16 protein-coding genes are annotated in these 24413 nt (G+C 32.9%); 13 read left to right on the top strand and 3 right to left on the bottom strand.

The annotated features are described in order from the left end of the window. The first annotated feature begins 5 nt into the window (after positions 1–5). Positions 6–1409 (top strand): T9SS type B sorting domain-containing protein, encoded by a 1404-nt coding sequence (locus tag BUA46_RS07170; protein ID WP_081496177.1) that lies wholly within the window; start codon positions 6–8, stop codon positions 1407–1409. Here the strand turns inward: BUA46_RS07170 and BUA46_RS07165 are convergent, their stop codons facing one another. Genes BUA46_RS07165 through rpiB form a run of 3 tightly spaced genes read right to left on the bottom strand, consistent with a single transcriptional unit; the run spans position 1410 to position 3211 of the window. After that, on the bottom strand, positions 1410–1853 hold the full coding sequence (locus BUA46_RS07165; RefSeq protein ID WP_019386943.1) for a GNAT family N-acetyltransferase: 444 nt from the start codon (positions 1851–1853) through the stop codon (positions 1410–1412). 5 nt (positions 1854–1858) lie between these two features. Beyond that, positions 1859–2776 (bottom strand): cation diffusion facilitator family transporter, encoded by a 918-nt coding sequence (locus BUA46_RS07160; protein ID WP_019386944.1) that lies wholly within the window; start codon positions 2774–2776, stop codon positions 1859–1861. Continuing rightward, positions 2777–3211, bottom strand: a complete 435-nt coding sequence (rpiB, locus tag BUA46_RS07155) for a ribose 5-phosphate isomerase B (protein ID WP_019386945.1) — start codon at positions 3209–3211, stop codon at positions 2777–2779. Positions 3212–3824: 613 nt separating this feature from the next. On the opposite strand from rpiB, the gene rnr reads away from it, so the two are divergent. The 12 genes from rnr (at position 3825) to BUA46_RS07100 (ending at position 24381) form a co-directional block, all read left to right on the top strand. Then, entirely contained in the window at positions 3825–6020 is a 2196-nt protein-coding gene (gene rnr, locus BUA46_RS07150) for a ribonuclease R (RefSeq protein WP_019387953.1), read from the top strand. 43 nt (positions 6021–6063) lie between these two features. Beyond that, positions 6064–6237 (top strand): heavy metal-binding domain-containing protein, encoded by a 174-nt coding sequence (locus BUA46_RS15275; RefSeq protein WP_019387954.1) that lies wholly within the window; start codon positions 6064–6066, stop codon positions 6235–6237. Positions 6238–6248: 11 nt separating this feature from the next. Continuing rightward, positions 6249–6356, top strand: a complete 108-nt coding sequence (locus tag BUA46_RS15270) for a heavy metal-binding domain-containing protein (RefSeq protein WP_262482094.1) — start codon at positions 6249–6251, stop codon at positions 6354–6356. 80 nt (positions 6357–6436) lie between these two features. Beyond that, positions 6437–7114, top strand: coding sequence for a head GIN domain-containing protein (locus BUA46_RS07140; protein WP_019387955.1), 678 nt, complete (start codon positions 6437–6439; stop codon positions 7112–7114). 98 nt (positions 7115–7212) lie between these two features. Continuing rightward, positions 7213–10026 (top strand): helix-turn-helix and ligand-binding sensor domain-containing protein, encoded by a 2814-nt coding sequence (locus BUA46_RS07135; RefSeq protein ID WP_072794739.1) that lies wholly within the window; start codon positions 7213–7215, stop codon positions 10024–10026. Between the two features lie 229 nt (positions 10027–10255). Continuing rightward, entirely contained in the window at positions 10256–13270 is a 3015-nt protein-coding gene (locus BUA46_RS07130; RefSeq protein WP_019387957.1) for a SusC/RagA family TonB-linked outer membrane protein, read from the top strand. Positions 13271–13282: 12 nt separating this feature from the next. Beyond that, complete coding sequence (locus BUA46_RS07125; RefSeq protein ID WP_019387958.1) at positions 13283–14755, top strand: RagB/SusD family nutrient uptake outer membrane protein; 1473 nt, start codon at positions 13283–13285, stop codon at positions 14753–14755. A 12-nt stretch (positions 14756–14767) separates the two neighbouring features. Continuing rightward, positions 14768–16822 carry a PKD domain-containing protein gene (locus tag BUA46_RS07120; protein ID WP_019387959.1) on the top strand — a complete coding sequence of 685 codons (2055 nt, stop codon included), beginning with the start codon at positions 14768–14770 and terminating at the stop codon, positions 16820–16822. A gap of 24 nt (positions 16823–16846) precedes the next feature. Then, complete coding sequence (locus BUA46_RS07115) at positions 16847–18520, top strand: family 16 glycosylhydrolase (protein WP_019387960.1); 1674 nt, start codon at positions 16847–16849, stop codon at positions 18518–18520. Between the two features lie 109 nt (positions 18521–18629). Beyond that, positions 18630–22091, top strand: a complete 3462-nt coding sequence (locus BUA46_RS07110; protein WP_050981776.1) for a hypothetical protein — start codon at positions 18630–18632, stop codon at positions 22089–22091. Positions 22092–22136: 45 nt separating this feature from the next. Continuing rightward, positions 22137–23360, top strand: a complete 1224-nt coding sequence (locus BUA46_RS07105) for a glycosyl hydrolase family 17 protein (protein WP_019387962.1) — start codon at positions 22137–22139, stop codon at positions 23358–23360. Between the two features lie 13 nt (positions 23361–23373). Beyond that, positions 23374–24381 carry a glycoside hydrolase family 2 TIM barrel-domain containing protein gene (locus tag BUA46_RS07100; protein WP_143148097.1) on the top strand — a complete coding sequence of 336 codons (1008 nt, stop codon included), beginning with the start codon at positions 23374–23376 and terminating at the stop codon, positions 24379–24381. Positions 24382–24413: the final 32 nt, after the last annotated feature.

Below are 24413 nucleotides of genomic sequence, written 5' to 3'. Positions count from 1 at the left end.
CTTCAATGTGCTCCAAAACTAAGTTTATTCTTATTAGTTTCTGTTTTATTACATATTACAGTTACAGCCAAAATACCTTTGTGCCAGACGATAATTTTGAACAAGCTTTAATCGATTTAGGTTATGATACCGTGTTAGACGATAATGTCTTGACTGCAAACATTAGCGGTATTACAGATTTAGACGTGATTAACCTAAATATTTCCGATTTAACTGGGATTGAAGATTTTATAAGTTTAACAAATTTGGACTGCTCTAACAACCAGCTTACCAGTTTAAATGTTTCGCAAAACACCAATTTAATAGAGTTGTATTGTAGCGCGAATCAACTACCAAGTTTAGATGTTACTAACCTGCCAAACTTGGTGCGATTATGGTGTTTTAATAATCAATTATCAAACTTAGATGTCATGCAAAATTCTGGGTTAATTTCATTGCGTTGTGAAAATAATCAACTCACAAGTCTGGATACATCAAGTAATATCAACTTAAATGTTTTGGCTTGCGAACAAAATCTAATCACCACTCTCGATGTTTCAAATAGTCTTAATTTAAATAGATTTCAGTGTGGAAATAATAGATTAACAAACCTAAATATCATTGCGAACACCAATTTATCATATCTAGGTTGTGAACAAAATTTTCTAACACAACTTAATGTTTCTAATAACTCGCAATTATCTTTTTTATATTGTTTTAATAATCAACTTACGGAATTAAACCTAAGTTCAAACCCTAATATTTCAGAGCTCGATTGCAGCCAAAATCAACTATGTTCATTAAATCTTAAAAACGAAAATAACAGTAATTTCACCTCTGTTAATTTCGATTTAAACCCAGATTTAAGTTGTGTTGTGGTCGATAATCCTAATGCAAATCATTCCAATTGGGTGCCTACAACATTTTCAAATTATGTGAACACGCCTGCGGCCTGCAGCAATTTTGTTCCAGTTGATGATTTAGAAAATGTTATAGCCACAAGTTATACTTTACCAATACTAAATAATGGTAGCTATTTTACTGCATCTAGTGGTTTAGGAAACTCTTTAAATCCTGGTGATGTGATTACCTCATCACAAACCATTTATATTTATAATGCTACCGCCTGTAATAGTAATGAAAGTAGCTTTATTGTAATCATAAATAATGAGGACTATTTTATTCCAAAATATTTTACACCAAATAATGATGGTACTAATGATGTTTGGCAAGTTTATGATAGATTAAAACTCGTAAATCATATTTCTATTTATAACCGAAATGGCAAACTTTTGAAATTTTTACCAAATAGCGACTCAAGTTGGGATGGTACATTAAATGGTGAGTTGTTACCAAGTGATAGTTATTGGTATGAAATTATACTAAACTCTCGTGAAGTTTTACGTGGTTACTTCGCTTTAAAACGGTAATTATGTTTTTATCATTGCAATATGCGGAATACCATCTTCTAAATAGTCTTCACCTATTTGTTTATAGCCTAAATTCTGGTAGAAATTTGATAAATATTTTTGAGCCGATATTTTAATTTTAGTTTCATTAAAATTCGTTTTTATCGCTTCGGCAGAAGCGTTCATAATATCATAACCATATTTAAATGCTCTCTCATTTCTAGCAACTACTACTCTACCGATACTTGCAAATTCAAAATAATCACCAGGTTTAAAAACGCGTGTGTATGCCACTAATTTTTCATTTTTAAAACCTAAAACGTGCAACGCTTTTTCATCTTTACCATCTAAATCTTGATACACGCAATCCTGTTCAACTACAAATACTTCGCTTCTAAGCTGAAGTAAATCGTAAAGCTCTTGAGTACTTAATTCAGCAAAGGTTTTAATTTTTATTTCTAGCATTTTTTTTAATCCTGAACAATTACATCTTTAGCATCATCTTTACCAAACTCTGGTTGAATGTTAACGTGATTAATATCGTATTTTTTAAAAACTAAATCTTCAATTTCATGAAGAATGGTATCAAATTGAGATAAAGTAATATCTTGATTAAAATCGATATGAGCTTCTAAGTGAATTTCATCTTCATTTAGTTGCCAAACATGCACATGGTGTACGTTTTTAATACTCTCAAAGGCATTGATTTCATTAACAATCTTTTTTATTGGAATGGAATCTGGAGTAAACAACATGAGTACTTTAGTAGACGTTTTAAGTAAATCGTAACCCATCCATATTAAATACAAAGCAATAATAAAAGTAAGCACACTATCCACCCAAAAAACTTGGTAGTACTTCATTAACAAACCGCCAATTAAAACGGCAACACTAGCCATCATATCTGTAAATAAATGCAGGTAGGCGCTTTTCATATTCATGTTAGCTTCAGCATCTTTTTTTAACAAAAGCACACTAAACCCATTTCCTAAAATAGCTATAACAGATAGCCAAATAACTAAATTCGATTCTATTTCCTGCGGGTTTTTAAAACGATTTATTGCCTCTATAATTAATAAAACAGCAACAATAATTAATGTAGAAGCATTAATAAATGCAGCTAAAATTTCGGCACGTTTATAACCAAATGTTTTATGAAAAGAGGCTTTCTTTTTTGTTAACTTATTGGCGACATAACTTACCACCAACGACAGTACATCGCTAAAATTATGAAGTGCATCACTTAGTAAAGCTAAACTTCCAGATAAAATACCACCAATAACTTGCGCAACGGTTATGCCTATATTTAGTAAAATAGAAATAAGTAGGTTGCGGCCTTTTAAGTCGTTATGGTTGTGTGTGTGATTATGCGAATGGTTGTGCCCCATTTAACAAGATAAAGGAATTTTATCTATTCTTCTTTGGTGTCTTCCGCCTTCAAAATCTGTATTTAAAAAGGTTTCAACCATTTCTAAAGCTTGTGGTATTGCTGTATAACGCGACGGGATGCATAAAATATTAGCGTTGTTATGTAATCGTATTAAGTTTACAATTTCTTTATTCCAACATAAACCGGCTCTTACTTCTTTATATTTATTTGCAGTCATTGCAACACCGTTACCACTTCCACAAATTAAAATTCCGAAATCAACTTTTTTATCAGCGACATCTTTAGCAACAGGGTGTACAAAGTCTGGATAATCAGCGCTATCATTAGTATCTGTACCGTAATTATTAACTTTAATACCTTTAGATTCTAATAAAGATAGTATAGCAAATTTATATTCGGTTCCGGCGTGATCGTTTCCTATTGAAATTGTCATTATTTAATATATTATATTAGGTTTAACAAAGGTACTAATTATAAATAATGTTCATTCAAATATTCATTACATGTTAATAACTGTTTGTTACTTTGTGAAACAAAAATTAGGATAAATCGATTAATTTTTCAACCCATAACATTTAGTTCATACACAAATTAGTTAATGTAAATTTTTGGTTAATTTATCAGCACTAAATTGTATACTTATAAGTCATGTGAGTAGAAATTCTTATTAAAAAAAGTTGTTAATAGGAGTTTATAACAGTTGTTAATAGATTTCTTAAAGTACTTAAAATTAAACAAGTTAAGTCTATTAAAAATGTTCATTTCATATCAACAAGAATATATAAAACACATATCAAAAGAAAAGATAAAAAAGTTATACCACATATTAACACACTATAATAACCACCATTTATATTTTTAAATTTTAAAAGAAAAATTATTATATAATATATAATGTGGATAACTTCAATTAATATTAAAATAACATAGGTTAAAATTTAAAACCGTAGCTTTGTAAAATAAATAGCAATCTCTTCTCCTAATATTGAGCTATTTAATAACAAAATTTCCTTAACCTTAAGGAATAAATATGATTACAAAATTAAATGACAAGAAAAAGAAAAGGGAAATCCAAGAATAAAGGAATTTCCAACCTTACAAATACAATCTTAAGTATTTTAAAAAAAGAAAGAAATCAAAGTTTTAATTATAAACAAATTGCTGCTAAACTCGGTGTAAATGATGCTAGTAGTAGAAATCAAATTATAAAAACTCTAGCTAAACTAGCTGTTCAGAAAGAAATAGAAGAAGTTGAACGTGGTAAGTTTAGAGCTATCATTAATACAGAATATCATACAGGTATTTTAGATTTAGCTGCAAAAGGAAACGGTTACGTTATTTGCGAAGATTTTGAAGACGATGTTTTTATCGCTTCAAATAATATTAATAGAGCTTTAAATGGTGATGAAGTAGAATTTTATGCTTACAAACGCAGAAAACGTGGTAAGTTAGAAGGTGAAATTACTAATGTTATAAAACGAGCAAAATCTGAATATGTTGGTGTAATTCAAATTATAGAAAATAAAAATTTTGCTTTTGTAGTACCAGATAGTAATAAAATGTACAAAGATATTTTTGTACCAATTAATAAAATAAATAAGGCTGAAGATGGTGATAAAGTTTTAGTAACACTTGAGGATTGGCCTGAAAAAGCAGATTCACCTTACGGAAGAGTCATTCAAGTTCTTGGGAAACCTGGAGATCATAATACAGAAATTCATGCCATACTTGCGGAATACGGTTTACCTCATGAATTTCCTCATGAAGTTGAAGCTTATGCAAACCAATTAGATACTTCTATTACAAAAGAAGAAATTGCTAAACGACGCGATATGCGTAAAGATTTAACCTTTACCATAGATCCGAAAGATGCTAAAGATTTTGATGATGCCTTATCATTTGAAGTTTTAGATAATGGCTTATATGAAATAGGAATTCATATAGCCGATGTGTCGCATTATTTAGAAGAAGGTACTGTTTTAGATGATGAAGCCTACGAACGTGCTACATCGGTGTATTTAGTAGATAGAGTTGTGCCTATGCTTCCTGAAGTATTATCAAACAATGCCTGTTCTTTACGTCCGCATGAAGAAAAATATACATTTTCAGCTGTATTTCAAATTAATGACAAAGCAGAAATAAAAAACGAATGGTTTGGAAGAACGGTAACCTATAGTGATGCACGTTATGCTTATGAAGAAGCTCAGGCAGTTATTGAAAGTAAAACCAATACCATTCCAGTAGATGTTTCATTAACTGGTAAAACGTATCAAACCGATCAAAAATTAGCTGATGCTATTTTAAAAATGGACGAACTCGCTAAAATTATGCGTGCTCAACGTATGCGAAATGGAGCCATTTCTTTTGATAAGGTTGAAGTGAAATTCAATTTAGATGACAATAATAATCCTGAAGGTGTATTTTTTAAAACCAGTAAAGATGCTAATAAACTTATTGAAGAATTTATGTTGTTGGCAAACAGAAAAGTATCAGAATTTATTGGAAAACAATCACCAAAAAAAACCTTTGTATACCGTGTGCATGACGAACCAGACGATAGTAAATTAGCCGCTTTGCAGAATGTGGTAGGTCGTTTTGGATATAAACTAAATTTTAAAGACCGAAAAAGTACAACAGCTTCTTTAAATAATTTATTACAAGAAGTGGTTGGAAAAAAAGAGCAGAATTTGGTAGATACACTTACTATAAGAAGTATGAGTAAAGCTGAATACACAACTCATAATATTGGGCATTATGGTTTAGCTTTTAATTATTATAGTCATTTCACTTCACCTATTCGTCGATATCCAGATGTTATGGCACATCGCTTACTACAACATTATTTAGATGGTGGAAAATCTGTAAATGAAGAGGTTTATGAAGAAAAATGCCAGCATTCCAGTAATATGGAAAATTTAGCTACTAAAGCCGAACGCGATTCTATAAAATATATGCAAATTCGTTTTATGGAAGATCATAAAGATGAAGAATTTGTTGGCGTTATTTCGGGAGTAACCGACTGGGGAATTTATGTTGAAATAATTTCAAATAAATGCGAAGGTATGGTCAGTGTTCGTGATATGAAAGACGACCATTATGCATTCGATCAAGACCAATACGCTATGGTTGGCAGAAAATCAGGTATGACATATCAATTAGGTGATGAAGTTATTGTAAAAGTTAAAAATACAGACTTAGTTAAAAAACACTTAGATTTTAATTTATTAGGTAAACCAGAGTAAGAATAACTAATTGTTTTTACTCTTATTAAAAATTGGTTTAACAATGATTCTAACTACAACAAACTCTATTGAAGGACATAAAATAGAGAATTATTTAGGTATAGTTACAGGAGTTTCAAGTAATATCAAGACGTCATTTTCATTCAAAACTGAAAAGAATATGAATATGATTTCAGATATTATTATAAAGCTAAAGAAGAGGCTTTTCAAAATTTAAAAGCAAATGCTATAAATTTAAAAGCCAATGCTATTGTTGGAATTCAATTAGATATGGAAACCGAAGCGGGCTCTTATTTTTTTGTTTCTGTAACAGGTACTGCTGTAAAAGTTGTTTAACATTCTTAATCTTTTCATAAAGTAAATAGCTAAAGGAATAAATCTTGATAGTTTTACGTTGTAATTGAAAAATATATTTAATGAAAACCTTAGCTCATATTCTAGTACTTTTTATATCAATCACTTGTTTTGCACAACATCCAATCGAAAAGGAAATTGGAGAATTTAGCGAATTAAAAGTTTACGATCTCATTGAAGTGGAGCTTATAAAAGCAGATGTAAACAAAGTAATCATTACTGGAAAAAATACTGAAGATGTTTTAGTGAACAATAAAAATGGCACACTAAAAATAAAAATGAAACTAGAAGAAGCTTTTGATGGTAACAATACAAAAGTGAAACTTTATTACACATCTTTTGATATTCTTGATGCTAATGAAGGCGCTTATATTCATTCAAAAGATGTTATAAAACAATTCGAAATCGATTTAAACGCACAAGAAGGCGGAAAAATTGATGTAAAAATAGACACGAAATATGTTAATGTAAGAGCTGTAACTGGAGCTAATATTATAACTTCAGGGATTGCTGTTAACCAAGACGTTTCAATCTACACGGGTGGCGATTACGATGGGAAGGGTTTAAAAACTAAAACATCGGAGGTATCAATAAGGATTGCAGGAAATGCGAATATCAATGCTAGTAAAAAAGTAGTTGCAAAAGTGCGCGCTGGTGGAAATATATATATTTATGGTAATCCAGAACAAATTGATGAAAGTAGAGTTTTAGGTGGGAAAATTAATATATTAAAAGAATAAACTATCTTCTATTTCCAAAATAAACCAAACACTAACCATACATAAGTGTTTTTATAGCCCATTTTTAGTACCTTAGTACCTAAACAAAATTGTAAGTTTTGAAAATTCTTAATTGTTTAGTTTGTTTTCTGGTATTCTGGCTTTCTTTGTCTATTCAGGCTCAAGAAAGACCTCCAATTAGTATTTTTAATCCAGATGATTATGGTGCCGAATCTCAAAATTGGTCCGTTTCACAATCTGATGATCGTTATATTTATGTTGCTAATAATAAAGGATTATTAGAGTATAATGGGGCTAAATGGAATTTATATCCATCTCCTAACGAAACTATTCTACGTTGCGTAAAAGTTGTAGACTCATTAATTTATACTGGAAGTTTTCATCAATTCGGATATTGGAAAAAGGATGATTTTGGTGTTTTAAATTATACTTCGCTATCTCAAGAGTTAGATATTGAATTTATTGTAGATGAAGAGTTTTGGAATATTCATAGTTTAGAAAACTGGGTATTGTTTCAATCTTTAAATCGCATCATAATCTATGATAGAATAAAACAGTCGTACAATATCATAAATTCAAAAACTGTTCTTTCAAGACTTTTTAAGGTTGATGAAAACTTATATTTTCAGAATCTAAACAATGGATTATTTAAAATTGAAAACGGAAAAGATGTCTTAGTATCTGAAGACGCAATAATCAAAAACAATGTTATTGTTAATGTTTTTAGTCTAAACGAAGGATTATTAGTCCTTACCCAAGACAATGGATTTTATATTTTAAATAGTGAAGGTGTATCACCATGGAATATACCTGCGCGAAGTGCATTAAAAAGTGTAAGTGTTTTTTGTAGTATTAAATTACGCGATAATAGTTTTGTGCTTGGTACTATTTCAGATGGTATAATTCATTTAACAAAAAATGGAGAGATTAATTATAGAATAAATCAATCAGATGGTTTAAGTAATAACACAGTTTTATCGCTTCATGAAGATATTGATAGTAATATTTGGCTGGGATTGGATAACGGCATTAATTGTATAAACATTAAATCGCCTTATCTTATTTTTCATGATAATAATGGAAAAATTGGTAGTGTTTATACTTCGGCAGTTTACAATAACTTTTTATACCTAGGAACAAATCAAGGCCTGTACTATAAACCTTTAAATAGTAATGATAGTTTTAAATTTATAGAAGGTACACAAGGACAAATATGGTGCATTGAAGTTTTTAACAATGAGCTTTTCTGTGGCCATAATATGGGTACGTTTTTAGTGAAAAACAATCAAGCAAAATTGATTTCTGATATTCCTGGAACATGGCAAATTAAATCTTTTGATAACCAAAGTAATTTATTGGTACAAGGAAATTATACGGGTTTACATGTTTTACATAAAAAATCTGGAACTTGGCAACTCAGAAACAAGATTAAAGGTTTTAACATTTCTAGCAGGTATTTTGAGTTTTTAAATAACAACCAAGTTTTTGTAAATCATGAATATAAAGGTGTGTTTAAATTGCAGATTAGCAATGATCTTGAAACGGTTACTTCTTATAAGCTTGATAGTTTGCTTAAAAAAGGCCTCTATTCTAGCTTAACGAAACACAACAATGAGGTATTATACTCGAGTAAAAATGGTGTATATAAATATGACACATCTAAGAACAAATTCGAAAAAGATTCTTTATTAAGTAAATTAATAAACATTGATAAATTTACTTCCGGAAAATTGGTTTCGGATGAAGTTACCAACAAACTTTGGAGTTTTTCATCGGATGGAATTAATTACATGACTACTTCCAAATTGAGCGGTGATAAAGAAATAAACTCTATTCATTTTCCTGTAGATGTTAGAAAAGATGTTGTTGGTTTTGAAAACATAGTTCACATTGCCGATGAGAATCACCTTTTAGGAACCACAACAGGTTATATTATTTTTGATTTAAGTATGATTAACAGTTTTGATCATAAGATTAATATTAACCAAATTTCAATTAGTCAATCTAAACATCATGATACTATTAGGTTAGTTAATTTGAAGCATCCAGGAAAATTTAAAAACCAAGAGAATAATTTAAGTATTTCTTATAGTATTTCAGAGTTTTTAAAAACACAGAGGCCAGAATACAGATATCAACTAGAAGGTATTTATAATGAATGGAGCGATTGGACATTGAATGGTAGTGTGTATTTTGAAAACCTACCGCATGGAAAATATACCTTTAGTGTTATGGGTAAGGTTGGTAATCAGGTATCTAACAATACAGAGACCTATACTTTTGAAATTGCCAGACCTTGGTTTTTATCTAATTTAGCAATTGCCGTATATGCTTTGTCAATATTATTATTCTCGCTATTAATGCATAACATTTATAAACGCTATTATAGAAAACAAAGGGAACGGTTAATGTTAAAAACAACAAGAGAATTTGAGTTAAAGGAATTAGAAAACAAGCAACAATTGATGCGTTTTAAAAATGAAAAACTCAAAGAAAATATCGAGAATAAAAACAGAGAATTAGCTGCTTCTACCATGAATCTAATTAAGAAAAATCAGTTTTTAAATACTATTAAGAAAGAATTGGAAGCAGCACAAGGGAATAAAAACTTAAATAGTGTTATTAAAATCATAGATAGAAACCTTAATAATACAGACGATTGGAATTTGTTCCAAGAAGCCTTTAATAATGCAGATAAAGATTTTCTTAAAAAGATTAAAACGCTTCACCCTAGTCTAACCTCAAATGATTTACGTTTATGTGCTTATTTACGATTAAATTTATCATCAAAAGAAATAGCACCATTATTAAATATCTCCTCAAGAAGCGTTGAGGTTAAACGCTACAGATTAAGGAAGAAAATGGAATTACCCCACGAATCTAGCTTGACAGACTATATTCTAGAAATTTAAATTCTACAACACACCCGTTAATTACCTATACAACACCACAACACAACATGGTTTGTTGTATTGTTGGTGAATTGCTCAATCCCCATAAACACAAGGAAATAGACTGGAATTTATCAATTTGATAATATAATTTAGTTTTTTTTATGGTGTATGTTTTTTGTTGAGGTGGAAAATGCTAATACTTCAAAATCAATAGCTAGATTTACTTAAAACAAAAACTAACAAATTTATGAGACACACGCTATTTAAAATTTTAGCTTTATTCTTTATAACTTATTCTGGAGCACAGAATATAGAGATAAGCGGAAATGTTCAGGATGAAACAGGGTTTCCAATTCCTGGGGCGAATATCATTGTTAAGAACACCTCCAAAGGAACCACAACAGATTTTGATGGTAACTTTGTCTTAGCAGGGGTAGAGACAGGATCTACAATATCTATTAGTTACATAGGTTATGTAACACGAGATATTGTAATTACAGACAGTAAAAAATTAACTATTCAATTACGAGAAGATTTAGCTCAATTAGATGAGGTTGTAGTTGTTGGTTATGGTACACAGAAAAAGAAAGACGTTACGGGTGCGGTATCCATTGTAAGCGCAGCAACTCTAGAAGAGTTAAGGCCAATTGATGCAGCACAGGCATTACAAGGAACATCCGCGGGGGTTTCAGTAACTGCACCTTCTGGTTCTCCTGGTGGAGGATTTAATATATTAATTAGAGGTGTAAGTTCTAATGGTGATAATGGTCCTTTAATCATTATTGATGGTTATAAAGGAGATTTAAACTCTATCAACCCAAGTGATATTGAAACCTTCTCGATACTGAAGGATGCCCAAGCAGCCATTTATGGTATTGAGGGTGCGAATGGTGTTGTTTTAGTGACTACTAAAACCGGTAAGAAAAACTCTAAAGCTAGAATTAGTTATAGTGGGTATACTGGAGTTCAAGAAACAACGCGTGAGTTACCGTATTTAAACGCTACAGAGTATGCTTTAATTCTTAACGAAAGCTACGCGGCAAATGGTCAGACATTGCCTTTTCCTAATGTAAGCGGTTTAGGTACAGGTGTAGATTGGCAAAACGAATTATTTGATACAGCTCCAATAACAAATCACAGTTTATCGGTAACTGGTGGTGGAGAAAAAAGTACGTATTACTTTGGTGGTTCTATTTTAGAACAAGATGGTATCGTTGCTAGTGATAAATCAAACTTTCAGAGAGCAAATGCTAAAGTGAAGCTTACTTTTGAACTTTCAGATAAATTAAAGTTCACAACTTCAGCTAACTACTTTAACCAAAATAGAAGAAGTATTGGTGAGAACGCTTTAGGTACACCATTGTTCAACGCGCTTAACTACGCTCCTACATACAGCTTAGATCAACAAGATACATCTGGATTTTTAGGAAATGAAGTGGTTAATCCAATATCTCAAATAGCAAATACGTATAATGAATATAACGGTAGTTCTATCGAGGGTACTTTTCAATTAGAATATGAAGCATTTGAAGGATTTAAAATAACTTCTCGAGTTGGTTTAAAAGCTTATAACGATACTGGAAAATCTTTTAGCCCAATTGTAAATTACGGTTCAGGTAAAGTATTTAATACAGATAGAAGTAGTGTAAACCAATCTAAAAACGCAAATAATTCTTATACTTGGGATACTTTCGCCACTTATAATAAGGTTTTTGCGGAAGATCATAACACATCATTCACATTAGGTACAAGTGCACAGCGTGCTTGGGGAGATAATATTAGCGCAACAGGTTTTGATGTGCCTAATAACTCTTGGGAATTTGCTGATATTTCTTTAGCAAACGGATTAAGTGAAGCGAAAACTACAGGTTCTTTTATTTATGATTCAAGGTTATCTTCATTTTTTGGAAGAGTACAATACGATTATAAAAGCAAGTATTTATTATCTGCGATGATTCGTCGTGATGGATCTTCAGATTTCGCTCCTGAAAATAGAATTGATTATTTCTCATCGGCTACGGCTGGTTGGAAACTTTCAGAAGAAAATTTCTTAAAAGATTCTGAAACTATAAACTTGTTAAAACTTAGAGCAAGTTATGGTACATTAGGTAATAATGTTGGAGACGATTTATATAGAGCTTTATTAAGTGGTGAAGCAACCTATGTTTTTGATGGTGCTTTAATAACAGGTACAGCTAACGGTAGATTACCAAATGCAGATGCAACTTGGGAAACAGCTGAAAAACTAGATATTGGTTTGGATATTAATTTATTTGATAATAAATTAGAGATTGTAGCCGATTATTTTGTTGAAGATAGAAATGATTTATTAATTGGAGGCTTTCCAGTTTCAGGAATCTTAGGTGCAAGCGCACCAGGAGCCGGTTTACCAACAGTTAATGCAGGTACAACAAGAAATAAAGGTCTTGAGCTTTTTCTAAATTACAAACATTCTTTCTCTGATGATGTTTCTTTCGGAATTAGTTATAATGCTACAAAAATTGATGGTGAAGTTACGGCAGTAAGTAACGATATTATATCAGAAGGTGGTTCTTTTAGTGTTGGGCAGCCTGCTATTTCAAGAATGGAAGTAGGACAACCAATTGGTTATTTCTACGGACTTAAATCAGATGGAATTTTCCAAAATCAAGCAGAAGTTAATGCACATCCATCACAAACAGGATTGGGGTCTGCAGCTTCACCTGGAGATATTCGTTACGTAGATGTTAATGGCGACGGTGAAATTACAATCGCAGATAGAACTTATCTTGGTAAACCACAAGCCGATTATATTATGGGTCTTAATTTAAGTTTTAATTATAAAAACTTCGATTTTGGAACTTATATGTATGCAGAATTAGGAAAAGAAACAGTTCGTAATTATGAGCGTGACCAACCTAATGTAAACCGTTTAAATTTATATTTAAACAGATGGACCGGTGAAGGGTCAAGTAATACTGTTCCAAGAGCAACAGTTGGAGCAACAACTAACAAATTGTTTTCAGATTTTTATGTTGAAGATTCTTCATTCTTAAGAATTCAAAACATTCAATTAGGGTATTCATTACCAGGTGATGTTATTGAAAAATTAGGTATCAGTAAATTCCGTTTATATGCTTCTGTTAATAACGCGTTTACGTTTACTAAGTACAACGGTTACGATCCAGCTGCTACAAATGGTAGCGCCATTGGTGGAGGTATAGATTACGGGTTCTACCCAATATCAAGACAGTTTATCTTAGGCTTAAACTTATCAATATAAAATATTTAAAAGATGAAAATATATATAAATAAAATATTAGCAAGTTTAGTAGTATGCGTATTGGCTTTCGGCATATACTCTTGTAGTGACAATTATTTAGAGGAAGTTGAACGATACAGCATTGATTCAGAAAGTTATTTCAATTCTGAAGATGATTATTATAACGCTTTAGTTGGTGCATACGATTTATTACAAGCATCTTACTTAAATGTTATTTTAGGTGAAATAGCTTCAGATAACACCTTGTGTGGTGGCGAAAGTGCAACAGATGTAATTAGTTGGCAACAAATTGACGACATGATACATACCCCAGTAAATGACGGATTAAAAAGTCTATGGGATTGGATGTATTCTGGAGTTAATAGAGCAAACTTTATCTTAGAATTTCAGGATAAAGCTGATTTTGAAGGAAAAGAAATTATATTAGGTGAAACGCGTTTTTTAAGAGCTTACTATTATTTTGAATTAGTAAAATGGTTTGGTCCTATTCCTTTAAAAGAAACAAGATTTCAATTAGGAGACGAAACTAGCATACCGCGATCTCCAGTGGCTGATGTTTACGCATTAATTGAATCAGATTTATTGTACGCTATTAATAATTTAAATTATACAGCACCTCAAGTTGGAAGAGCAACTAAAGGTTCTGCACAGGCGCTTTTAGGAAAAGCATATTTATATCAAAATAAATTTGCTCCTGCGGCTACAGTTTTAGATAATTTGATTTTAAACGGACCATATGATTTAGTAAGTGATTATGACACTATTTTTGAAAATGATGGAGAAAACGGTATAGAGTCGGTTTTTGAAGTACAGTATACTGATGCTGAAGGTGCAGGATTTGGTTGTTTACAATGTAGCGAGGGTAACGTTGCTGTTGGATTTAACGGTATCAGAAATTACACAGGCCCTTTATTCGATTCGGGTTTCAGTTTTAATGTACCAACGCAAGAAGTTGTTGATGCATTTGAAGCTGGCGATTTACGTAAAGATGTTGCCATTTTAGATATTGAAGCTTGGGCAGCTGCAAATAATGCTACGTTTGGTACAGGTTATGAACATACAGGTTATTTTAATAGAAAATATATTGCCAGACAAGGTGATTTAAATACTGGAGATCAAAACCTTACAAACCCTAATAATTACAGAGCTATACGTTTTGCCGATGTTTTATTAATGGCAGCAGAAGCGTATAACCGTGGAGGTATCAGCGATACTAAAGCGCAACAATATTTAAATAGAGTTAGAGAAAGAGCTTTTGGAGCGCCAAATGATATAACTTCAACAGGAGCTGTTCTTACTGATGCTATTGCTAATGAAAGACGTGTAGAGCTTGTTGGTGAAGGCCACCGTTTTTTCGATTTAGTTAGAACAGGTAGAGGTTCTGAGATAGACGGATTTATTGCAGGTAAACACGAGGTTTTCCCTATTCCTTTTGAAGAAATTCAATTTTCAAACGGTAATTGGGAGCAAAACCCTAACTATTAATAAAAAAATACTATGAAAAAATTTATTAAACACACATTCAGTTTATGTCTTGTAGCGCTAATTGCTTTTAGTTGCTCACAAGATGAAAGCACAGACTATGTAGATGCAATTGTGGCACCTTCAAATGTCTCTGCCGCAGTTAGTGTTACTCAAGATAACACGGGGTTGGTTACTATTACCCCATTAGCACAAGGTGCAGTGAGTTATTCAATTAATTTTGGGGATGGTTCTGAAATAATGGAAGGGATTACTCCGGGTGAAGGTGCAGATCATGTTTATGAAGAAGGTACTTATGATGCAACCATTACAGCATACGGATTAAATGGCTTATCAGCTACAGCAGCTCAAAATGTTGTTGTATCCTTTAAAGCTCCAGAAAATCTTGCAGTTACCATTGAAAATGATTTAGCTATTTCAAAACAAGTAAATGTGACAGCTACAGCTGACTTCGCAATGTTCTTTGAAGTAGATTTTGGAGATGGTTCAGATGTAGTTGAAGCCAATATTGGTGAAATCGCTTCTCATGTTTACCAAGATGCAGGAACGTACACAATTACGGTTACAGCAAAGGGTGCAGCAATAGAAACCACTTCTTATTCAGAAGAGTTTGAAGTTACTGCAATTGTACAACCGTTAGCATCGGCACCAATGCCAAGAAACAGAGCAGCAGCAGATGTCATTTCTATTTTTAGTAGCGCTTATGATAATGTGCCAGACACAAACTATTTCCCAGATTGGGCTCAAGGTAGCCAAGGAAGTAGTTGGGCTATGTTCAATTTAGCTGGAGATGAAATGCTTCAATACATTAATTTAAGCTACCAAGGTATTGCACTAGCAGATGGTGTAACAGTTGATGTTTCAAATATGGAATATTTACACCTTGATGTTTGGACCGCTGATGAAGTTACTGCAATTGAAACGTCATTAATTAATAATGCTTCAGGAACAGTTACCGAGGCTCCGGTAACAACTAATTTAAATGCAAACGCCTGGACTAGTATTGAAATTCCAATTTCAGCATATACAGATCAAGGGTTAACAGTTTCTGAAATTTTTCAATTAAAATTTGTGGGAACACCTTGGGCAGCTGGAACTGTATTTATTGATAATATTTATTTTTATAAACAAGGCGAAGTAACTTCAGGCGGGGTTACACCGTTAACTTTTGAAACTGAATTTTCTCTAGATGCATTCGACGGTGGAGCGACTACAGTCGTTGCTAACCCAGACACAAATGGTAACACTTCTTCAAGTGTTTTAGAACTTGTTAAGGGGTCTGGACAACCATGGGCAGGATCTAAAATTACGATACCAACTCCTTTCGATTTTTCTGGAGGAACTACAGTTACCGCAAAAGTATGGTCACCAAGAGCTGGATTAAATCTTCTTATGAAATTTGAAGATGCAGTGCCATGGCCAGATGTTACAGGAACAGCAGAAGTTATTACAACAACAACAGTTGCTAATGGCTGGGAAACTTTGTCATTTGATTTTACAGGTATCGATATGGGTATCGACTGGTATAATATGGTACTAATTATGGATAACGGAACTCAAGGAGATGGTTCTGCAAATTATACAATTTATGTAGATGATATTTCTACTAGTCCTGAATTAGATTTTGAACCAGCATTCTCATTAGATGCATTTGATGGCGGTGGAACATCGGTTGTTTCAAACCCAGATACAAATGGGAATACTTCAGGAAGTGTTTTACAAGTTGTAAAAGGTGCAGGACAGCCATGGGCAGGATCAAAAATTACGGTTCCTATGCCTTTCGATTTTTCTGGAGGAACTACAGTTACCGCAAAAGTATGGTCGCCTAGAGCAGGTCTAAACTTGCTGTTTAAATTTGAAGACGCAGTGCCATGGCCAGATGTTACAGGAACAGCAGAAATTATAGCAACATCAACAGTTGCTAATGGATGGGAAACACTAACATTCGATTTTAGCGGTATCGATATGGGAATTGATTGGTATAACCTTGTTATGATTATTGATAACGGAACTCAAGGAGATGGTTCTGCAAATTATACCATCTATGTAGATGATATTGATATAAACTAATTTAAAGACTCAAAAACATAGAATATGAAAAATATAAAATATTATATAGTAATGATTTTTTCTTTGGCGCTGGTGTTTACCAGTTGTCAAGAAGATGATGCCTCGATAGGCGATATTATTGCGCCATCAAATGTTACAATATCTGCAGAAATTGTGGGTGCTGATGCAGCTAATCCTTATGGAGATGGAAGTGGAATTGTTAATTTTTCTGCTACAGCAAATGATGAGATAACATATCAATTTAATTTTGGTGATGGAAAAACTGGCGTTGCACCTTCAGGACAAATGGCTCACAGATTTACTGTTACAGGTGTGAATACTTTTACGGTAGTTGTTAATGCTGTAGGTACAGGTGGTGTTGTTTCTAGTGCTTCTATGGAAGTAGAAGTATTTAGTTCGTTTGCCGATCCTGAAGCTGAAAATTTATTAGCTGGTGAGTTAGTTGGCGATTCTAAAACGTGGTATTGGGCTGCAAATATTCCATTGCATGTAGGCTTAGGTCCTGTAGAAGATGATTATGGAAATGGCGAGTTTGCATACGAAGCTTGGTGGAATGCTATTGGGCCATGGGATGAAGAAAAATACTGTATGTATCAAAATGAGTTTGTGTTTACGCGAACTGCTAATGGTTTAACTTTCGAACAAACTGTTGGTCCAGCTTTTATTCCTGGTACTTATGCATCAGAATTAGGAGTTGCGGGTGATACTTGTCATGATGAAACAGTAGCTACAACTATGTTTGGTGTTAAAAATGTATCGTTTTTACCATCTACATCTAAAGCAGCAACAGAAGGTTCTTATAAAGAAGCACCTTACAGAGGAACCGCATTTGAAATTTCAGATGGTGGATTTATGGGTTGGTATGTAGGTGCAAGCACTTACGATATTATATCTGTAACAGAGGACATGCTACAAGTAAGAATAATTCAAGCGGGTAATGGCTTTGCATGGTATCAAGTGTTTACATCAAGTAAACCAACAGAAGGTGAAGCAGAATTTGAATCGGCTTATAATAACTTAGTTTGGTCTGATGAATTTGATACGGATGGTGCACCAAATGCAGCTAACTGGACCTATGATTTAGGTGCTGGTGGTTGGGGTAACCAAGAAGTACAAACTTATACAAGTGATGCATCTAATGTTAGCGTTTCAGAAGGAACTTTAAAAATTACTGCTAAAAAAGATGGTAGCGATTATACCTCTGCAAGAATAAAATCAATTGATTTATATGAGTTTAAATATGGTCGTGTTGAGGTTAAAGCAAAACTACCAGCTGCTCAAGGAACATGGCCTGCCATATGGATGTTAGGCGCTAATTTCCCAGATGTTGGATGGCCGGTATGTGGCGAAATTGATATTATGGAGCAAACAGGTGCAGATAAAAATACATCATTAGGAACATTCCATTGGTTTGATACAGGCACTAATGCAAATGCGAGCTACGGTGAAACATTAGCGGTATCTGATACGTCAACAGAGTTTCATTTATACACACTAGAGTGGTCGGCAGAAGAGCTTATTATTTTAGTTGATAATGTGCCAGTTGTAAATATTGGAAACAATGCTGATTTACCTTTCTATGATAAAGAATTTTTCTTTATTCTAAATATCGCAATGGGAGGAACCTTAGGAGGTGATATCGATCCTGCGTTTACGGAAGATACTATGGAAATTGATTACGTAAGAGTATATCAATAACACATATAAAGTTAAAAAAAGGGTCGGTAAAACGCTTTTAACCGACCCTTTTTCAACTTTAAAAAATTGAAATAAAAGCCGACTAAAGTGTCTTTTTAATTATTATTTAATGACTAATACCACTTACATGAAAAGCGATGAATTCATTTCGTTTGAAGACAAAAAGATAGAATCTGAAATTGTAAACCTCAATGGGGAATCTTTTTTCAAGATTTCAAACAGTGATAAAATGCGTCCATTTTTCATGAGCATAGTTAGTGATTCTAATCACTGGATGTTCATATCTAGTAATGGCGGATTAACCGCAGGAAGAAAAAATGCAGAATATGCACTGTTTCCTTATTACACAGATGATAAACTTACGGAACTTGCGGATATTACTGGAAGCAAATCTATTTTTCAGATAAAGAAAAACGGTAAGACTTTAATCTGGGAACCATTTTCGATTCGTCAAACTGGACTTTATAATACCCAGACTAATTTGTACAAGAATGTGTATGGGAATAAAGTTGTTTTTGAAGAAAGTAATTTAGATCTAGGATTAACCTTTAGATACGAGTGGAATTCAAGTAACAAATTTGGTTTTGTAAAAAAATCGACGCTTATAAATAATACTGATAGCGCGCTTCATATTAAAGTTTTAGATGGGTTGCAAAACATTGTTCCAAATAACGTTAGCTCAGATTTACAAAATAGCAGGAGTAATCTTGTTGATGCATATAAAAGAAGTGAATTACAAAAAGAAGTTGGCGTAGGTATTTTTGCCTTAAGTGCTGTAATTGTTGATAAAGCAGAACCCAGTGAAGCATTAAAATCTAATATTGTTTGGTCTCACGGATTAAACAATCCAACTTATTTAGTATCCTCTTTACAACTTAATAATTTTAGAAGAGGTGAAGCTATTCAAGAAGAAGTTGATATAAAAGCAGAAAAAGGAGCTTACTTCATTTGTGCAGATATCACATTGGAATCAAAGTCAGAGGAAAATTGGATGTTTGTTGCCAATGTAAATCAGTCTATTTCAGATGTTGTTCAGATTTCAGAATTAATTAAAACCGAAAACAACTTAAAGCAAGTTGTTGAAAGTGATGTTGATGCCGGAACCAAAAACTTAGTAGAATTAACCGCTTCTGCAGATGGTTTACAACTTACAGAAGATCAATTAATAAATACAAGACATTTTGCCAATACACTTTTCAATATCATGAGAGGTGGTATTTTTGATAACGATTATCAAATTGAAAAAGGCGATTTTACAACTTATTTATCAAAGGCAAACAAGACGGTTTTTTCAAATAAAAAAGAAGCACTTAGTAATTTGCCAGAAGTATTATCTTTAAACCATTTAAAAGACATTGCAGAAAATGACAGTGATAAAGATTTTAAACGTTTATGTTTTGAATATTTACCACTTAAATTTAGTAGAAGACATGGAGACCCGAGTAGACCTTGGAATAAGTTTTCTATAAATACTAGAAATGAAATTGATGGTTCTAAAATACTAGACTACGAAGGTAATTGGCGAGATATTTTCCAAAACTGGGAGGCATTAGCACATTCTTACCCGGAATTTATTGAAGGGATGATTCATAAGTTTTTAAACGCATCTACCTTTGAAGGTTACAACCCATACCGTGTTACAAAAGGCGGTTTTGATTGGGAAGTTATTGAAGAGCACGACCCTTGGTCTTATATTGGGTACTGGGGCGATCATCAAATTATCTATCTATTAAAATTCTTAGAGTTTATTGAAGACCACTACCCAGGTGATTTAGGTAAGCGTTTTGCAGAAAACATTTTTGTTTATGCAAATGTGCCTTATAAAATAAAAAGCTATCAGGATACTTTAAAAAACCCAAAAGACACTATCGATTTTGATTACGAACTGAATCGTGAGATTGATGAAAAAAGAGCCCTTTTAGGTGCAGATGGTGCGTTATTAAACGATGCAAACCAGAATATTTACAGAGTAAATTTAATTGAAAAACTGTTAGCAACCGTATTGGCAAAAGTGTCTAACTTTATTCCTGAAGGTGGTATTTGGTTAAATACTCAACGTCCGGAATGGAACGATGCTAATAATGCGTTAGTTGGTAACGGTGTATCAATGGTTACACTGTATTATCTATATAGATTTTTAAACTTCTTTGAAAATCTTGTTGAAAACTCAGAAACGAATCAAGTTGAAATTTCTCAAGAATTAGCAGTTTTCTTCAATGAAGTTGTTGACACACTTCAAGAAAACTCAAATATTTTATCGGGAAAAATTTCAGATAGAGACAGAAAAACAGTTCTTGATGGTTTAGGAAAAGCGGGAAGTGAGTATCGAGAAACGATATATGCACATGGATTTTCAAGTACGAAATCAACATTAAAAATTGAAGATGTTTCAATTTTTATAAAAGTTACCAAAGCTTATTTAGAACACAGTATAGATGCCAATAAGCGTGATGATAACATGTATCATGCCTATAATTTAATGACTGTTGAAAACGATAATGAGGTTTCGATTTCATATTTATCAGAAATGTTAGAAGGCCAAGTGGCGGTTTTAAGTTCTGGCTACCTCTCTCCTACTCAGGCTTTAAGTTTGCTAGACGGGTTAAAAAGTAGTGCTTTGTTTAGAGACGATCAATATAGCTATATCTTATACCCAAATAAAGATTTGCCAAAGTTCGATAAGAAGAATAATATTCCTTCAAATAAAGTGCAACAGTCTGCTTTATTGAAACAACTGGTTGCAGATGGTAACAGACAAATTATAGAACAAGATGTAAAAGGCAATTTCCATTTTAATGGTAACTTCAATAACGCGAATAGTCTCAAAGAGGCCTTAAAAAATCTTGGAACTAATTACGCTTCGTTAATAGAACAAGATGAAGAACTCTTGCTTCAAATTTATGAAGACATTTTCGATCACAAATCATTTACAGGACGTTCAGGAACATTCTTTGGTTACGAGGGCTTAGGTTCAATCTATTGGCATATGGTTTCTAAATTATTACTTGCTGTACAAGAAAATTGCTTGTTAGCCATAAAGAATAATGAAAGTAATGTTGTAATTGGTAAATTGTTCGATCATTATTACGAAATCAACGCAGGTATTGGTGTTCATAAATCACCAGAATTATATGGCGCATTTCCAACCGACCCATATTCACATACACCAGGAACAAAAGGTGCACAACAACCAGGAATGACTGGGCAAGTTAAAGAAGATGTTTTAAGTAGGTTTGGAGAATTGGGTGTGTTTGTTGAAAACGGAAAAATTGTTTTCAATGCTAGATTATTACAAACAAGTGAGTTTTTAAAGAAACCATCGGTTTTCCGTTTCACAAATGTGAATAAAGAAGAACAAGAAATAGATGTTGAAGCTGGTTCTTTATGCTTTACATATTGTAAAGTTCCAGTAGTTTATAAACTTTCGAATGAACACGGATTAAAAGTTGTTTTTAATGATGGCAGGCAAATAGAATCAAATGAATTGCAGCTTGATTTAGAAACTTCAAATTCAATTTTCAAACGAAAAGGAGAAGTAAAACAGATTATTGTTTCGATTAATAAGGACTAAGTAATGACCAGTCTTAATAAGTATATAATATTTTCAATAGTAATTATGATGTTTGGATGTAATAAAATACCAAAAACCGAAAAGCAATTATCTGCAACCGATATTTTAGGAAATCCAAATTACCTAGCCATTTCATATGGTGGTTATAGACAGAATACACGCGATATTCAGCCAACGGTAGAGCAGATAAAAGAAGATATGAAAATATTGTCTGCTATGGGTATTAAAATACTCAGAACTTATAATGTACATTTCGAACAGGCAGCAAATGTTCTAAAAGCGATATCTCAGTTAAAAAAAGAAGATTCTAACTTTGAAATGTATGTTATGTTGGGCGCTTGGATTGATTGTAAAAACGCATTTTATCGCGGGCATGGTGCACCAGACCATAATCAAGAAAGCGAAAGAAATGCAGTTGAAATAGCAACGGCAGTGTCCTTAGCAAAACAGTACCCAGATATTGTAAAAATAATTGCTGTTGGTAATGAAGCTATGGTACATTGGGCAACAAGTTATTTTGTAAAGCCTGGGGTTATTTTAAAATGGGTAAACCACCTACAAGAACTAAAAAGTCAGGGTGAATTGCCTAAAGATTTATGGATAACGAGCTCTGATAACTTTGCATCTTGGGGCGGCGGTGGCAGCGAGTACCATGTAAAAGATTTAGAAAAATTAATAAAAGCTGTTGATTATATTTCTATGCACACCTACCCGATGCACGATACGCACCACAACCCAGTTTTTTGGGGTGTAGAGGGAGGTAATGATTTATCGGATATTGATAAAATAGACTTCGTCATGTTAAAGGCTAAAGAATATGCAATTTCGCAATACGATAGTGTTTTTAATTATGTAAAAAGCCTTGGGGTAAAAAAACCAATTCATATTGGAGAAACAGGTTGGGCAAGTTTTTCAGGTAGTCTTTTCGGAGCTAATGGAACTAAGGCTACTGACGAGTATAAAGAAGCCTTGTATTATAAACATATGCGAGAATGGACGCAAAAAGAAAACATGTCTTGTTTTTATTTTGAAGCATTTGACGAATCTTGGAAAGATGCCAAAAACCCACAAGGATCTGAAAATTACTTCGGATTATTTACTATTGAAGGAAAAGCAAAATATGCACTTTGGGATTTAGTGGACAAAGGTGTTTTTAAAGGTTTAAAAAGAGATGGAAATTCTATTACTAAAACCTATAATGGAGACAAAAAAGCCTTAATGAAAGATGTTTTAGTTCCAGATGAAAATAAATTATTAATGCACGAATAATCAATTAACACATATGGCAAAATTTGTTTTTACATGTCTAGTTATTTGTTTCTGTTTGTCTTGTAAGACGAAGAAAAACACTCCTTCTGTATCTCAATCAGAACGTATAATTTATGTAAACAATGAGCCTTACTTCATTAAAGGTATTTGTTATCATCCAGTTCCAAAAGGTAGTACTCAAAGAAATTTCGATACACTTACTCAAGATTTAGAATTGATGCTTGAAGCTGGTATTAACACCATAAGAGTGTACGCGCCAATTGATGATAAAGCAGTTTTAGATGAAATTGATGCTTCAGGCATTAAATTAATAATAGGATTTGGTTACGATCAAGGTGGTGTTTTTGATATTAAATCCGGCTCTTTTATTGATTACGTCAACACCTATAAAAATCACCCATCTATCTTAATGTGGGAATTGGGTAATGAGTATAACTACCACCCAGAATGGTTTGAAGGCGATATGAACATTTGGTATCAAGCTTTAAATAATGCGGCAGAACGTATTCATCAAAACGACCAAAATCATTTGGTAACCACTGCACATGGCGAGTTGCCAGATAAACAAGTGCTTGCCTCCTGCCCTAACATTGACGTTTGGGGAATGAATGTGTACCGATGGGATAAACCAGGAACTATTTTTCCGCAATGGAAAGCTATCAGTTCTAAGCCTATGTATCTTTCGGAAGCAGGAGGAGATAGTTACATGACCATTTCTGATTATGGTTTTGAGAAAGGTGTTAATGAAAAGGCACAAGCCGCTGCCAATGCCAATATTTTAGATGAGATTTTTCAAAATAAAGATGTTTGTTCAGGTGTTGCCATGTTTTCATTTACCGATGGCTGGTGGAAAGCAGGAAATCCAGACCAACAAGATATTGGTGGTTGGGCGCCAAATAGTAGCGGTGTGCCATACGACGGATCGCCCAACGAAGAATTTTGGGGCATCGTAGATATAGATAGAAACAAAAAGGAAACTTTTAGTGTTATAAAAGCCAAATACACACAGTTAAAAGAATAAAGAAATGAGAATATTTAATTACGCATGGGTAT

It is taken from the genome of Algibacter luteus (assembly GCF_900141715.1).
Classification (GTDB): Bacteria; Bacteroidota; Bacteroidia; order Flavobacteriales; family Flavobacteriaceae; genus Arenitalea; species Arenitalea lutea.
Note: the sequence above shows the minus strand (reverse complement) of the source record. Positions and strands in the feature narration are given on the sequence as shown.

Bases quoted from the DNA above. Each gene is read 5' to 3' on its own strand.
- BUA46_RS07170 (WP_081496177.1), top strand. From the start codon at position 6: ATGTGCTCCAAAACTAAGTTTATTCTTATTAGTTTCTGTTTTATTACA.
- BUA46_RS07165 (WP_019386943.1), bottom strand. From the start codon at position 1,853: ATGCTAGAAATAAAAATTAAAACCTTTGCTGAATTAAGTACTCAAGAG.
- BUA46_RS07160 (WP_019386944.1), bottom strand. From the start codon at position 2,776: ATGGGGCACAACCATTCGCATAATCACACACACAACCATAACGACTTA.
- rpiB (WP_019386945.1), bottom strand. From the start codon at position 3,211: ATGACAATTTCAATAGGAAACGATCACGCCGGAACCGAATATAAATTT.
- rnr (WP_019387953.1), top strand. From the start codon at position 3,825: ATGACAAGAAAAAGAAAAGGGAAATCCAAGAATAAAGGAATTTCCAAC.
- BUA46_RS15275 (WP_019387954.1), top strand. From the start codon at position 6,064: ATGATTCTAACTACAACAAACTCTATTGAAGGACATAAAATAGAGAAT.
- BUA46_RS07140 (WP_019387955.1), top strand. From the start codon at position 6,437: ATGAAAACCTTAGCTCATATTCTAGTACTTTTTATATCAATCACTTGT.
- BUA46_RS07130 (WP_019387957.1), top strand. From the start codon at position 10,256: ATGAGACACACGCTATTTAAAATTTTAGCTTTATTCTTTATAACTTAT.
- BUA46_RS07125 (WP_019387958.1), top strand. From the start codon at position 13,283: ATGAAAATATATATAAATAAAATATTAGCAAGTTTAGTAGTATGCGTA.
- BUA46_RS07120 (WP_019387959.1), top strand. From the start codon at position 14,768: ATGAAAAAATTTATTAAACACACATTCAGTTTATGTCTTGTAGCGCTA.
- BUA46_RS07115 (WP_019387960.1), top strand. From the start codon at position 16,847: ATGAAAAATATAAAATATTATATAGTAATGATTTTTTCTTTGGCGCTG.
- BUA46_RS07110 (WP_050981776.1), top strand. From the start codon at position 18,630: ATGACTAATACCACTTACATGAAAAGCGATGAATTCATTTCGTTTGAA.
- BUA46_RS07105 (WP_019387962.1), top strand. From the start codon at position 22,137: ATGATGTTTGGATGTAATAAAATACCAAAAACCGAAAAGCAATTATCT.
- BUA46_RS07100 (WP_143148097.1), top strand. From the start codon at position 23,374: ATGGCAAAATTTGTTTTTACATGTCTAGTTATTTGTTTCTGTTTGTCT.